The organism is Mycolicibacterium palauense, from assembly GCF_002592005.1.
In the GTDB taxonomy this organism is placed as follows: domain Bacteria; phylum Actinomycetota; class Actinomycetes; order Mycobacteriales; family Mycobacteriaceae; genus Mycobacterium; species Mycobacterium palauense.
The window spans coordinates 46726-59121 of sequence record NZ_NVQF01000007.1 but is presented as its reverse complement, the minus strand read 5'-3'; the positions used below and the strand labels follow the sequence as shown (position 1 = coordinate 59121).

Annotated in this window: 20 protein-coding genes, 9 tRNA genes and 1 other RNA gene; all 30 read left to right on the top strand. The window is 59.4% G+C overall.

The genetic code is table 11. The features are described from left to right. Positions 1-164: 164 nt before the first annotated feature. Entirely contained in the window at positions 165-401 is a 237-nt protein-coding gene (locus tag CSR00_RS04745; RefSeq protein ID WP_099021233.1) for a hypothetical protein, read from the top strand. A 175-nt stretch (positions 402-576) separates the two neighbouring features. Then, positions 577-1041, top strand: a complete 465-nt coding sequence (locus CSR00_RS30020; protein ID WP_141564272.1) for a hypothetical protein — start codon at positions 577-579, stop codon at positions 1039-1041. Next, positions 1038-1259, top strand: coding sequence for a hypothetical protein (locus CSR00_RS04730; RefSeq protein WP_099021230.1), 222 nt, complete (start codon positions 1038-1040; stop codon positions 1257-1259). The genes CSR00_RS30020 and CSR00_RS04730 overlap by 4 nt, the downstream gene beginning before the upstream one ends. Next, a complete protein-coding gene (locus CSR00_RS04725; RefSeq protein WP_099021229.1) occupies positions 1256-1528 on the top strand; it encodes a hypothetical protein in 273 nt (90 codons plus the stop codon). Before CSR00_RS04730 ends, CSR00_RS04725 begins: the two co-directional genes overlap by 4 nt. Continuing rightward, positions 1525-2316 carry a DUF7275 domain-containing protein gene (locus tag CSR00_RS04720; RefSeq protein WP_099021228.1) on the top strand — a complete coding sequence of 264 codons (792 nt, stop codon included), beginning with the start codon at positions 1525-1527 and terminating at the stop codon, positions 2314-2316. Before CSR00_RS04725 ends, CSR00_RS04720 begins: the two co-directional genes overlap by 4 nt. Next, on the top strand, positions 2313-2633 hold the full coding sequence (locus CSR00_RS04715) for a hypothetical protein (protein WP_099021227.1): 321 nt from the start codon (positions 2313-2315) through the stop codon (positions 2631-2633). Before CSR00_RS04720 ends, CSR00_RS04715 begins: the two co-directional genes overlap by 4 nt. Further along, a complete protein-coding gene (locus CSR00_RS04710) occupies positions 2633-2992 on the top strand; it encodes a hypothetical protein (protein ID WP_099021226.1) in 360 nt (119 codons plus the stop codon). Before CSR00_RS04715 ends, CSR00_RS04710 begins: the two co-directional genes overlap by 1 nt. After that, a complete protein-coding gene (locus tag CSR00_RS04705) occupies positions 2989-3309 on the top strand; it encodes a hypothetical protein (RefSeq protein WP_099021225.1) in 321 nt (106 codons plus the stop codon). Before CSR00_RS04710 ends, CSR00_RS04705 begins: the two co-directional genes overlap by 4 nt. Continuing rightward, a complete protein-coding gene (locus CSR00_RS04700; protein WP_099021224.1) occupies positions 3306-3668 on the top strand; it encodes a hypothetical protein in 363 nt (120 codons plus the stop codon). The genes CSR00_RS04705 and CSR00_RS04700 overlap by 4 nt, the downstream gene beginning before the upstream one ends. After that, a complete protein-coding gene (locus tag CSR00_RS04695; RefSeq protein WP_099021223.1) occupies positions 3665-4102 on the top strand; it encodes a dATP/dGTP diphosphohydrolase domain-containing protein in 438 nt (145 codons plus the stop codon). Before CSR00_RS04700 ends, CSR00_RS04695 begins: the two co-directional genes overlap by 4 nt. 29 nt (positions 4103-4131) lie before the next feature. Next, positions 4132-4878, top strand: coding sequence for a ribonuclease H-like domain-containing protein (locus tag CSR00_RS04690; RefSeq protein ID WP_141564271.1), 747 nt, complete (start codon positions 4132-4134; stop codon positions 4876-4878). Positions 4879-4889: 11 nt separating this feature from the next. Next, a complete protein-coding gene (locus CSR00_RS31895; RefSeq protein WP_099021299.1) occupies positions 4890-5129 on the top strand; it encodes an Acb2/Tad1 domain-containing protein in 240 nt (79 codons plus the stop codon). Then, a complete protein-coding gene (locus CSR00_RS04680; protein WP_099021221.1) occupies positions 5129-5344 on the top strand; it encodes a hypothetical protein in 216 nt (71 codons plus the stop codon). Before CSR00_RS31895 ends, CSR00_RS04680 begins: the two co-directional genes overlap by 1 nt. Continuing rightward, a complete protein-coding gene (locus CSR00_RS04675; protein WP_099021220.1) occupies positions 5345-5842 on the top strand; it encodes a protein-tyrosine phosphatase family protein in 498 nt (165 codons plus the stop codon). Next, positions 5833-6339, top strand: coding sequence for a hypothetical protein (locus CSR00_RS04670; RefSeq protein WP_099021219.1), 507 nt, complete (start codon positions 5833-5835; stop codon positions 6337-6339). Before CSR00_RS04675 ends, CSR00_RS04670 begins: the two co-directional genes overlap by 10 nt. Before the next feature lie 52 nt (positions 6340-6391). Continuing rightward, complete coding sequence (locus CSR00_RS04665) at positions 6392-7162, top strand: metallophosphoesterase family protein (RefSeq protein WP_099021218.1); 771 nt, start codon at positions 6392-6394, stop codon at positions 7160-7162. A 20-nt stretch (positions 7163-7182) separates the two neighbouring features. Beyond that, a complete protein-coding gene (locus tag CSR00_RS31740; protein WP_099021217.1) occupies positions 7183-7524 on the top strand; it encodes an HNH endonuclease in 342 nt (113 codons plus the stop codon). 68 nt (positions 7525-7592) lie between these two features. Beyond that, positions 7593-7832, top strand: coding sequence for a hypothetical protein (locus tag CSR00_RS30015; protein WP_141564270.1), 240 nt, complete (start codon positions 7593-7595; stop codon positions 7830-7832). A 228-nt stretch (positions 7833-8060) separates the two neighbouring features. Then, a tRNA-Trp gene (locus CSR00_RS04655) sits at positions 8061-8131 on the top strand. Between the two features lie 45 nt (positions 8132-8176). Continuing rightward, positions 8177-8617: a transfer-messenger RNA gene (gene ssrA, locus CSR00_RS04650) on the top strand. Between the two features lie 71 nt (positions 8618-8688). Beyond that, positions 8689-8760 (top strand) — tRNA-Pro (locus tag CSR00_RS04645). Positions 8761-8916: 156 nt separating this feature from the next. Then, positions 8917-8989: transfer RNA gene (locus tag CSR00_RS04640), tRNA-Asn, on the top strand. Between the two features lie 508 nt (positions 8990-9497). Beyond that, positions 9498-9573: transfer RNA gene (locus CSR00_RS04635), tRNA-Ser, on the top strand. A 951-nt stretch (positions 9574-10524) separates the two neighbouring features. Further along, positions 10525-10598, top strand: a tRNA-Ala gene (locus CSR00_RS04630). Between the two features lie 447 nt (positions 10599-11045). Continuing rightward, a tRNA-Phe gene (locus tag CSR00_RS04625) sits at positions 11046-11120 on the top strand. A 56-nt stretch (positions 11121-11176) separates the two neighbouring features. Beyond that, positions 11177-11250 (top strand) — tRNA-Met (locus CSR00_RS04620). 56 nt (positions 11251-11306) lie between these two features. Beyond that, positions 11307-11552 carry a hypothetical protein gene (locus CSR00_RS30010; protein ID WP_141564269.1) on the top strand — a complete coding sequence of 82 codons (246 nt, stop codon included), beginning with the start codon at positions 11307-11309 and terminating at the stop codon, positions 11550-11552. A 310-nt stretch (positions 11553-11862) separates the two neighbouring features. Then, positions 11863-11935 (top strand) — tRNA-Arg (locus tag CSR00_RS04615). A gap of 90 nt (positions 11936-12025) precedes the next feature. Then, entirely contained in the window at positions 12026-12298 is a 273-nt protein-coding gene (locus CSR00_RS30005) for a hypothetical protein (RefSeq protein WP_141564268.1), read from the top strand. After that, positions 12281-12355 (top strand) — tRNA-Cys (locus tag CSR00_RS04605). Before CSR00_RS30005 ends, CSR00_RS04605 begins: the two co-directional genes overlap by 18 nt. Positions 12356-12396 lie beyond the last annotated feature (41 nt).

Below are 12396 nucleotides of genomic sequence, written 5' to 3'. Positions count from 1 at the left end.
TTAGGCCATCTTAGTGTCCTGGTATACTAGAGATGGCCCCCTGTTGAGTTAGCTCCGGGGTGGCACCCCCCTCGATGTTCTTGACGCCGTCCACGCGCCGCCGAGGGGGGTTCTACTTTTTCACCTGTTTCACACTCAAAACCGCTCCGTAGACTCACTTTCCGATGGATGAGTTCTACTGGGGCGGTTACGTGTCTCTCGATGGTCAAGTCAGGTACCTCACTCAGAAGGTGAGCCTTGAGACTGCGCGCGCAGACAAGGCTGAGGCCAAGCTCCGCGACGTAGAGACGATCGTTACCCACTGGTCCAAGCAAAACGAGGAATGCGAACGCGGCGGCATGCCGACGCAGGTCATCTCCATTCCGTGGATCGCCCGACGAATCATGCAGGCGATCAAGTGATTACGGACAAAGTGGCGGACATCATCATGCCTCCGATCGAGAGGTTTCACGGTGTTCAGCTCTGCAAGCCAGTGCTGCAGTGGGCACCCACAGCTGCCGTCTTCTCCACCGCAGTGTTGGTCCTCGACCACGCACTCGACATCGCCTGGGAAGTTGAGAAGAAGGTGAGGGGACTGTGAAGGCTCCGAATGTCGTCCTGATGAATAGCAGTGGGGGCGCTTACCTTCGCCGCTGGCACATCATTCCACGGAACAAGTTCTTCAACATCTACCTTCATCACTTCCTGTCATCCGATGAAGACAGAGCTCTACATGACCACCCGTGGTGGTTCGCGTCACTAGTCCTCAGGGGTGGGTACTGGGAGCACCGTGAGGACGGCTGGATGAGGTGGCGGCGGCCCGGGTCGTTCGCAATCCGCAGAGCTGATACCGCGCACCGCGTTGAGTTGGACACCAAGATAGTGGAGGCCAAGGTTCCGGGCGTCTGGAAGACCTGGGTCGACGGCTTCGTGCGCCGCGACAAGCCGGCCTGGACATTGATTTTCACCGGCCCGAAGATCCGCTCGTGGGGATTCCACTGCCCACAGGGATGGATCCACTGGAAGCGATTCGACAAGCGGAACGGATGTGGTGAGCAGTGACCGAGGATGAAATGGTCAAGGAGTGCGTCTTCTGGCATCTCCAGGAAACTGTCTGCGACGTAGACGATATCGCAGACATACTGGGGACCTACGTACTACCACCAGACCAGGCCAACGAGTACACAGACGAAGAGTGGAGCGAACTGACTGATCGCATCGCTCCGCGTGTCTTCCACATGCTGAAGGAAGCATGGATGCTCATCGGAGGCACGCTGTGAACGCTGTGAACCCCTACTACGACGAACAGCGCTACAACGAGATCAACGACCAGGCCGCACTCGATGAGTTTGACGAGACAAGTGGCTACGCCGGCCACGACGACCACGCTCACGCGCAGATGGTTCCCGAGAATGACGAGGACGCCCCGGAACGTTGGGAGCGCGTACCCAACCGCGAGCAGATCCGCGGAGTGATGCGCGGAGTCCCCCAGATCCGCCGGTCTCGGATTCGTCGCCGCGTCGCACGCCTCCGGAAGAAGCACCAGTGACCACGCTAGTCATTGGATCGACAGCGGCCCGCTCGTGGTTCCCGAACTGGCGCGACCCGAAGGACTTCGATGCCTTCACCAATGAAGACCCGCAAGTCATCACAGCTTTCACTGGTGAGCTTCCCGGCGACCTGTTCTGGGACGACAGGCTGTACAACGTCATGGGTCGCGGGGAGCAGCGTCTCGCCACACCGGATGAGCTGTACACGATCAAACACTCTCACGCCTACTGGGAGCTTAGGAACGGCTCATGGCAGAAGCACATGGCCGACCTCCTCACCCTACAGAAGGGTGGCGCCAAGCTTCTGCCCGACTGGCACGACACCCTGTACGCCATCTGGGAGGACCGCCACGGCAAGAAGCGCGTCGACCTGACCATGGAGGCTGACGAGTTCTTCGCGGACGCTGTGACGCGCATCTACGACCACGACTCGATTCACCGGTCGGTCGCCTACACCCCAGGAAAGCCGATCTACGACGACTGCCTGAAGGACGGGAAGACCGTCCAGATGGATATGGGCAAGGTGTGGGCCCTCCCTCACGACCAGCAGGTGCGCCTGTTCCGTGAGGAGATCTACGTGACGGCCCTTGAGCGGATCATCATCCCGCGCAACTACCAGCACTCCCCTGGCGCCGCATATCAGTGGGCGTTGCGTCGAACTATCACGTCACTGACGAAGGGCGAGAGCGCGAAGTTCATCGTCTCGAACTTCGGCGAGTTCGTGAAACCGGACATGGACTACGTGCGCCACCACCAACTGCACAAGAGTTACCTGGAGGAGCTGTGAACCCCTACCCACTGAGCATCATCGAGAAGTTCGTGACGCTGCGCTGGACTGGCGACCACGGCTGGGATGCTTTCTTTTACCGCCTAGAGGAGGCGGGAGGCCGTGGTGTCTGGATCCCCGGCGTAGGTGACGCAGTCCTGATCGAAGCTGACCAGGACTTCGACCAGTCGTGGTTTGTGTTCAGTATCCGGGACTACTCGGAAGAGCGGTTCTTCAAGGTCACCTCCAAGAGTCACTCGTTCGGCGGGGTCGGACATGGGCACCTCGAAGAGGTCAGGGGAATTGAGATGAGGACGCGCATCTGGGAGGCGATCTGATGAAGTCATACACCGTGGAGTCGCTGAAAGAGGCGGTGTTCGAACAGTTCCCGAAGCCTGACAGTGACCGGGATCGGTGCGCCAGCCACCCGTTCTATGAGGCCCTTCTCGGACAGGAGTCCGTCCGCATCGACGGTATCGGGTGGGCGTTCTTCGAGCAGGAGCAGGAAGAGAACCGCGACTACTGGGACGAGGGTGACACATACCTGGTGTTCCGTGTCGAAGGTTTCGACGGCTCCAGGACGTTCTGGAAGTGGCCTGGCTACTACTCGTCGTACGCGGGTTACAGCCTGTTTTACGGGGGGCCGAAGGAAGTCAAGCCGGCCAAGGTCCAGCGAACTATTTGGGAGGCAGTGTGAGTTACACCATCGCGGAGCTCGATGAGGCCATCGAGAACGACGAAGCCCCATGGGGTGGGTCGTGGCATGAGTTCGAGTACATGTCCACCGGAGTAGGGGTACCTGGGATCGGCACTGCGAAGGTACTCGAATCGAAGGGTGGCGGCGAGGGTTCCGGTGAGGAGCGCTGGTTCGTGTTCTCCGTCGAGAACGCTGACGGCACGCGAATCTTCAAGCGCCACGGCTGGTATGCCTCGTTCGTCGGCTCGTCCTTCGATGGGCCAACCGTGGAAGTCAAGCCGGTACAGAAGACCATCACCGTTTGGGAGAAGCTATGAGTTACACAGTCGAAGATCTGGATGCCTCGATCGCGTCGGGCTCGTGGGACGACAATGACATCCCCGACCGGTACGGCTGCTGTGATGGGTGGGACGACTTCCTTGAGGAGCTGGAATGGGGCAAGAAGTGTGTCGACATCCCAGATATCGGAATTGCTGAGCTCTCGGAGCAGTTCGGCGGCGAGGGCCAGGGGGACCAGTATTGGGCCGTCGTGAAGATTCTCGGCGAGAAGGGCGAGACCCGCTACTTTCGGCGCGACGGCTGGTATGCGTCGTTCGACGGCGGCTACTACGAGGGCCCAACCGACGAGGTGTACCCAGCCACGGAGACCGTCACGGTGTGGAAGACGGTTGCGTGACTGAGGGGCAGCATCCTGTTACGCCACCAACTTCCGTTCCTGGCGAGGTTCGCACCGTCAGCGAGTCGGGCGGCGAGAAGGGTTCGAAGCTGGCACGTTTCGACCTCATCCCGCCCACCGTACTGTGGGAGCTCGCCGAGCACTACGGCAGGGGTGCCGAGAAGTATGAGGATGACAACTGGCGGCGCGGGTACGACTGGAAGTACTCCTATGCAGCCGTGCAGCGTCACCTGAACGCGTTCTGGGCCGGCGAGGACATCGATCCGGAGACCGGTTCGAAGCATGTTGTCTCCGCTGCGTGGCATTGCTTCGCTCTGGCGTGGTTCATGGTCAACAAGCCTGAGTATGACTCGCGGCCATCCGCTCGCTCGAAGGGGAGCCCAGAAGAAGGGCGCTTCCCGGACCTGTTTCACGGACTCATCCGGCCTAACTAGACTGTGTCCCAATACATTAGGAGACCGCATTGAGTGCACGGATCGTCACGCTCGACATTGAGCGCCAGGCCGGGTTGGCTGAAGTGTGGGACTTCTCCCCGAAGTTCATCAGGCCCGAGCAGTTCCGCGAACCACCGAGGACCATCTGCCTGGCGTGGAAGTGGCTGGGAGACGACGCCATTCACTTCGCGTCCGAATGGGATGACACCCATGAGGGAATGATCCGCAAGGCGCACGCCGTCCTCGATGAAGCCGACTATGTGATCGGCTGGAACTCGGCGAAGTTCGACATCAAGCACCTCAGGTCGCACTTCCTCGAATACGGGATCCTCCCACCCGCGAGTCATGTCGACATCGACCTGATGGTGAATCTGAAGCGCGAGTTTCAGTTCCTCTACAACCGGATGGCGTTCATCGCAGACACTCTCGGCTTGGACGGCAAGGACAAGACTCCACCCGGGATGTGGTCTGACCTGCGCTCCGAGAAGCGTGGAGTGGTCACTCGGGCCCGCAAGGCGATGGAGAAGTACAACCGTCGCGACGTGGAGCTCACCGAGGAGCTGTACCACCTCATGCTCCCATGGGTGAAGGGCATCAACCTGAATCTCTTCAAGCCCGAGGGAAGCATGCCGGTGTGCCCGAACTGCGGTAGCGGCAACTACCGCCTGAAGGGCACCCGCCCGACTGCCACACGCCTCTACCAGAGGATCCACTGCAACGACTGCGGCAAGTGGGGTCAGTTCACCAAGTCGGTCCAGTCGTCTGAAGTCGTCTAGGAGGGGTGCGGATGAGTTACACAACGCCAGCAACGGCGAGCGACCTCAAGCACCGGTTCAAGTTTCACGCTGCTGAGACGCGAGACAGGCGCGTTGCCCACGAAAGTGTGCGATCGGAGCTGTACATAACCGCATTGGAACTGGACCGGATTGTCCCACCGGGCCGTGAGAAGTCTCTGGCAATAACCAAGCTCGAAGAGGCGATGTTCTGGGCCAACGCCGCCATCGCTCGACACACAACGGAGTCCTGATGCCGATCCGCGCCGAGGACACGGTCCTCATCAAGCAGCTCGAGGATGTACTCATCGCCGAGCTTGACCGCCAGTATCTCGATGACGAGATCGAAGCCAGTGCAACCGAAGACAGTTACTTCGATGCGATAGACGGAGAGCTGAACGGCCGCCCCGACTGGTTCAAGGTCGTGACGAAGGTAATGGAAGCCTACTGGGAAGAGGAAGGTCGGTAGATGGCTGACCCAACAGCAATCGATATCGAGTACGACCCGCGCGTTCAGCGCATCTCCGGTGTTGCGACGCATGGCCTGACGCCGTTCGATGTGCCGTACATCTCCTACATCGGCGACAACCTCTGGCAGGGCGGATGCGCTGACGGGCTGATGCTCCCTGAGGACATCGATCACGTTGTGTCGGTGTACCCGTGGGAGCGCTACGAGATGGCGCGGGAGATCAGCTCAGAGCTCTATGTCGAAATGTACGACTCCGTCTACCAGGGGTTCGAGCAGATCGACGCCATTGCCACCTGGATCAACGTGTGCCGCAAGGATGGGCCTGTTCTGGTGCATTGCCAGGCTGGACTGAATCGGTCGTCCCTGGTGACAGCCAGGGCCCTCTACATGCAGGGCGGTATGAGCGGCGCAGACATCGTCGCCCATCTCCGCAATGTGCGCTCCCCCGCGGTGCTGTGCAACCCGGCGTTCGCCGCCGAGGTAGCTTCGTGGAACTGACGGAATGGCGGAAGATTCCCGGCATCCCTCACCGTTTCGAAGCGTCCAGGCATGGCGAGGTTCGCCGGCTGCCCTATGAGCTCGTCGTTCACAGCCCACACTCCGAGAATCCGTACATCCGCAGGTTCTCTGAGCAGATCCTGAAGCCGTATCTGCGGAAGCACAACACGAACATTGCGCACATGTATGTGAACGTGCAGATCCCACGGGTTGGGAAGCCCGCTGTTCCGCGTGCGCAGCGCGTGGCATTCCTGGTGGCTCTGGCATTCCATGGTGAGCCGCCGTTCGGCCGGCAAGCCTCCACGATCCGCTTCAAGGATGGGGATGTCACCAACACTGCGGCTTCGAACCTGGAGTGGATTCATCAGGTGAAGCGCCCCGGTTTCGAGGCGAACGATGCCCAGTCGGTCTATGAGCGGAACCTCACCGACTGGGAGGATCTCGACAAGTCATCTGCTGGGTTCATGAGGACGTTCTATCCGGAGCTGGCGGCGTGAGTAGGGATATATCCGTCATCCGCCTCTCACGAATCGAAGGGTACATGGTTCTATGACCAACAAGGTTGCCGTCGTGGGCGACTGGCACGGAAACTCGACGTGGGCGTCCAACATAGTCGAGTCACTCGCCTACCGAGGTGTTGAGCTGATCATTCACGCCGGCGATTTCGGATGGTGGGGCCCAGGGTTGCCGCGAGAAGCCTACCTGTCCACCCTGAACTCTGCTCTGTCCCGTCACGATATGGAGCTGTGGTGGGTCGACGGCAACCACGAGTACCACCCGGAGATCGTTGAGCGGGTCGCTGCCTCCGGCGGTGAACCTTGGTCGGATCCCGCCTACCCGAGGATCAAGCACCTTCCCCGCGGTTATCGCTGGGAGCTGGGTGGCTACATGTGGATGGCAATGGGTGGGGCCCACTCCATTGACCGGCAGCTGCGCAAGCCTGGAGTGTCGTGGTGGGATGAGGAGCACATCACCGAGGCCGAGGTGGATCGTGCAATCTCGGCCGGCCCGGTCCACGTGGTTGTGTCGCACGACTGCCCCCTCGGTGTCGACATCCCCGGAATCGCAGCGGACCCTGATGTCGACTCGATTACCAGCGGCTGGCCCCGGTCTGAGATCATCGCATCGAACGCGCACCGTGCAGTGTTGCGGAAGATCTGCGACGGGGTACGGCCAAGGATATTGATTCACGGCCACTACCACAAGCGGTATAACAGCCTTCTTCAGTACCCAGATGGCACGGCTACCAGGGTGTTCGGGCTCGCCGAGGATGGCACCCACCAGTTCAGCGACAACTTCGTCATCTGGGATTTGGGGTAAAATAGAGGGAGGAACCCTCTATGCCAACCCATTCGAAAAACGGGCCGCGTCCACGTGGCCGTGCGGGGGTTCGATTCCAGCAGGCCAAGAATCGCGTATTGCGTACGAATCAGATCTGCGCTTTCCGCGGAAACGGAAAGTATCCTGCGTGCGGCCAGCTGATCGACCTATCCCTCAAGTATCCAGATCCAATGTCCCCCACCGTGAATCACATCATCCCGGTGAAGGATCTCGCCTGGGATGACCCTCTGCAGTACAGCGTGGAGAATCTGGAACCGATGCATCTCGTCTGCAACCAGCGTCTCGGTGCGGGATCCCAGAAAAAGGCAGCTCACGTCACGTCGCGACGCTGGCGGGACTGATCCAGCAAACTCCGTGCTATACTAAACGCAGAGAGCTTGCAACATATTTCACTGTGAGGTAATGACACATGGCAACTGCTGCCACGAAGAAGGCCGAAGAGGCTCCAGCCGTTGAGGCTGTCGAGCCGGCCGTGAAGAAGCCAGTGGTGGCCGGCAGCTCGGAGGCTGCCACCATTCAGGCTGCGTCCGTTCAGCCGATCGTCGGTGCTGGACCTCATGATCCGTTTACCAACGAGGATCTCAATCTGATGGTGACCGGCCAGGCCCCAGCGAGCCGTCCGCGTCGCAAGTTCCCGACCAAGCAGTAACCCAAGCCCACAGGAGGGCCCCGGTCGGCGAATGAGCTGGCTAGGGGCCCTTTTTGTTCTCCTGTTTCACCCCGATTTTGTGCCTGTAATCTTACCTTCCGTAACCACGAAGCGGTTGCAGAAGGCCCGGGCTCGAACAAATTCCAAGCCGCTCGACCGGGCCGCCCAGACCAAGGGGTGGTGCCCTGTTCAGCCAGCGCCAGGGCTGGTGGTCGAATACCTGGCTTTAGGGTTGTCGTCCAACGGCAGGACCGTGGTCTCCAAAGCCGCTTATGGGGGTTCGAATCCCTCCGACCCTGCTCAGTACTTTGAGAACTAAATAGTGGATATCAAGTAAGTTTCATGGGGCTGTTCTGGTTTCGATTGCGAACAGAGTCCAGGGAAGCGTGCCGGGATGCAACGCCCGTAACAGTGCAAAACAAATTAAGCGCAGTCGATACTGATGCTGACTTCGCTGCCTGGGAAGCTGAGCTCGATTTCTCCGTTGAGGACATCGAGGCTGAGTTTCTCGTCGCAGCCTAGCTGAAGTCCGTTGGGGTAGAGCGGTTTACCCGTTCCGTCTACCAATCCAGCGTCGCTAATACGGGGACCGCAGGAATGGTTGGCAGACCGTAGCGCCCGCGCACCCGTAGGCTAAAATTGCAGCCCACTCGGGGGTAAATCCGAAGCAAATCCGCAGCCGTATGTCCAGTAGCTGGCTGGGATTACACCTGTCTGGACTACGCACGTAGAAGACTGAGTACGAAGAACGTAAGACGCGGGTTCGACTCCCGCCAGCTCCACTCGTGAAGCATGGTCGGGAATGGCCATAGGTAAGAGATGGTACAGAGCCCACTCCATCCGCCATGCTTCCAATCGGGATGTGGTGTAAAGGTAAACATGGCCGCTTCGGATGCGGGCGTACGCAGTTCGAGTCTGTGCTTCCCGACGCAATGAAAAAGTGTCAACTGAGTGTGTCCGTTTAGGACCGGCACGCCCACCTGTCGTCACACTGGTGGGAAAGACTTACCAAACCGGGTGACATAACAGCCACCCCGCCATCGTGCGGTCAAAAGCTCCCCCCACCTGGTTTGGCGGCAATCATTGGTTCGTGGTGTAACCGGCAACACGCTTGGCTGTTAACCAGGAAGTTCCAGGTTCGAATCCTGGCGGACCAGCGAGGGTGTAGCTCAAGATCAGCCGGCTTGATCCCCGGTAGAGCCCAGGCCCCACGTCCGGACGTGGCATTCCCTGGAGATCCTGGTTAGAATCCAGGCCCCATCAAGATTTCGGGCATGGCCGATAAGGTGCCGTAAGGCACTGAAAGGTGAGTGTGACAGCTCGCCACCCGTGAGGGCAATCCATGCAATCCACAACCCGACACCGTCCTCGAAGGGGCGGTGCGCCACCGAGGTACACATGGTCCAACGGCAACGTGCTGAGGACACCATGACCTAACGTAGGCCCGAAAGTGTTATCGACTAAGGCTGGTGTGGGTGCGGAAGGAACTGAGTCAGAGCCCTGGCAGGCGAAGGCGGGTTCCATGACCGATCTCGCGACGGGCGACGGCTCGCATGCGGTTGAGGGAGAGCGCGAAACAGGTCGCCAGCCTGAAGCGCGAGAGGCGTGAAGCATTCTGTAGCTCAAAAGGTTACGGACCTTCATGGGGAAGCACGTCTCCGGTCACAACATCTAGCTCAATTGGTAGAGCATCTGTATTGAGAACAGAAGGTCGCAGGTTCAATTCCTGTGATGTTATCCAAGCAAAAGACTTTCCCTGTCGAAGAGTTAAAGCGCCTTAATCCCCGACTGTGGAGCAGAATCGGGGCAGGACGAGCCCGCAAGGCGGATCCTGTTTGTAGGTCAGTACTGCAGCCATGGGACGGCCATCCCAACGGCGAAGGGAACGCCGCAGAGTAGCTTTCGACATGAACAGTGGTTCACAAGGACCAGGCGTACGCGCCTCCTGGAGGGATCTGGGGGACAAGCCGGGAAACGATAATCCGGTGAAATGGCGTGGTAGTGCGGTATTTGTCTGTAGGCCGCACCTCCAATCTCGTCGCGCATAGGTGAGCAACGGGGCCTGTAAAGCCCTTCCTTCGGGTGTGGAGGTTCGACTCCTCACGGCGAGACAACACACGAGAGGTACCACTCCCACCCGTGGGCACGGTGAGGGAAAGTAGGACCGTCCCCAGCCTGGGATCGTGTAGGCAGTGACGCTGGGCCTACTGAACTAAGCGTCTCCAATCTTGGGACTGACGGGGCACCCGTTCGTGGCTTGCGACACCAACATGAGGGCCCCTGCTCGCAAGGCCAGTCCTAGTGGGGAACACAGACGAGGGAGGGGCTCGACCCCGAATCGACTGCCCACCGGCCAGTGGAGAGGTGGGCCGACCGAAATGCCTTTCCAGCATTGGAGACTGGTGTAACCGGCAACACTACGGGATCTGAACCCGTCATTCTTGGTTCGAATCCAGGGTTTCCAGCGATTGTTGAGCATCAATTCAAACTGCTTCCCACCCCCGGCCCGAGCGGGTTAAAACTGGGCCGGACCGAACTAGCCGTTGGTAGATCGGATAACTACCCGCCCTGATCCCTGGTGACGTTAATTTACGGGGTCGCAGTCCGATGCCGCTGGCTGTGTTATCCAACCACGGATCCGAGATAGCGGACCTCTCGGTAGGGTGAATCGCGACACCCGAAACCGCACAATGGGGTTGTAGTTTAACAAGGTAAAACGCCGGATTCGCAGTCCAGCAGAGCCGAGTTCAAGCCTCGGTGACTCCACACATGCTGCGCCACAAGCCGGGGAGGCGCAGGGTAAAAGCAACTCGACCGGCATCTGGAGAGTGAAGCAGGGGCGAGTGCCCCGACCGGTGTCGAATACCGGGTAGCAGGTGATGCTGCTTGGGGATCAAGACCTCCGCTCTTCGCAACTGGTGGTTGGTGGTTCGAATCCACCTGCCCTCGTCGCCTGCCGTGCACGGTGGGAGCCAACACCTAGTTCGCGCGAAGGACTGTTGGTGCGTCAGGGGTATACGTCTCAACTGGCAGAGCGACCGGGAACTTTGGAGAGCTAACCAGCCAGGGAGCTGGGGCCCCCTGCTAAGGGGTGCGCGGTAGACAACCCGTGTGGATCGTGCCCACAGCCCTCCGCTTACCCCCACCCGCCTGGTGGCCACTAAGAGTGAATACAGGTTGCCAGAGGGGCTGGCATGAATGGGTGGGACTCCTCGGATCGTAGCTCAGTGAGGTGAGAGCGCCCGGTTGAAACCCGGGAGGCCCTTGGTTCGAATCCAAGCGTTCCGACGTATGAAGTGGAAACCACTCCTCGATGCCGGTGAGAGGCGAACCAATCCGGATATTGCGCGGTAGTGTAAGGGGAACATCTCGGTCTCATAAGCCGAGGCTCTGGGTTCGAATCCCAGCTGCGCAACCAGATGGAATCAAAGAAGATGGTCGCCGAGTATGCGGGGGAGTTGTTTCATGCCGAGTGTGCCTGAGAAGCATTTCTTTTATCACGCCTGTCATAGCGCTATGACGCCCGACGCTGTTAAGCGGTCGATTGACGCCCTGCTGTATGTCGCCGAGGATAGTGGGTTAAATGTTCACGGCGAGAACCTTGAGCTTTGGGTTAAGCCGGGTTGGTACCTGATTTGCGTTTCGGTTGGTTATGACGATGACGACCACCGTTCGCATCGCAGTCAGATGGAAATGGATGGGTGGCAGCGCCGTGCCTGACTTCTGGGGGCCCTTGCCTTCTACGGCTGAGGCTGAGCGTGCGTGCGCGTTCATCGGTTGGTCTTATGAGGGCGGGCATGCCACTGCTATCGAGATGTACCGTGAGAAGTTTGGTGATCTGCCGTGTTATGCGGTGGACGACCCGGATGGCGGGCTCTTAGCGGCTGCTACTTGGTTGCATCGAGCGTTGTGCTTGCTTGCTCCTGCTAGCCAGGAGCGGCCAGCAGCTAAGGAATCGCGGTTGGCCGGAAGGGTATCAAACCCTTTGCGCTAACTGCAATCTAATAAAGCAGATGGTTAAAGCTCAACTGCCTCTGTAGCTCAACGGAAGAGCGATGGCCTACGAAGCCATGCCTGTGGAGGTTCGAATCCTTTCAGGGGCGCACAAGGCCGTGGTGTAGCGGAAGCATTGCACACTGTGACTGTGCAGGGGACGGATCGTGCCCGTCCGGTCTGACCACTTAGGGGAAACGATGGCTGGCTTGCTGAAGGAAGATCCCAAGTTTCTCCAGCCGGCGATCGAATGGTTCAACAGCCATCCGGCCGTCGTGGCCCGTCGACAGCAGATAGCAGAGATCCTGCAGGCTGCCAGAGATGAGGCTGAGGGCAACGGAGAGGACGTGGATGACCTTCGTCCATGGCTTTCCTACGCCCTGCAGGTGAACGTGGCTCTGAATGGATCTCAGGGCCGCATTCCCACCATCCATGATTGGCCGGGGTGGGAACAAGCCGGGATGGCTGAGTAGTTAAGCGGCGGCCTGCAAAGCCGACCTACGTCGGTGCAGATCCGACTCCCGGTTCCAATAGGTCACAGGGGGGATCCCGAACTACGGGGGCTTCCCCG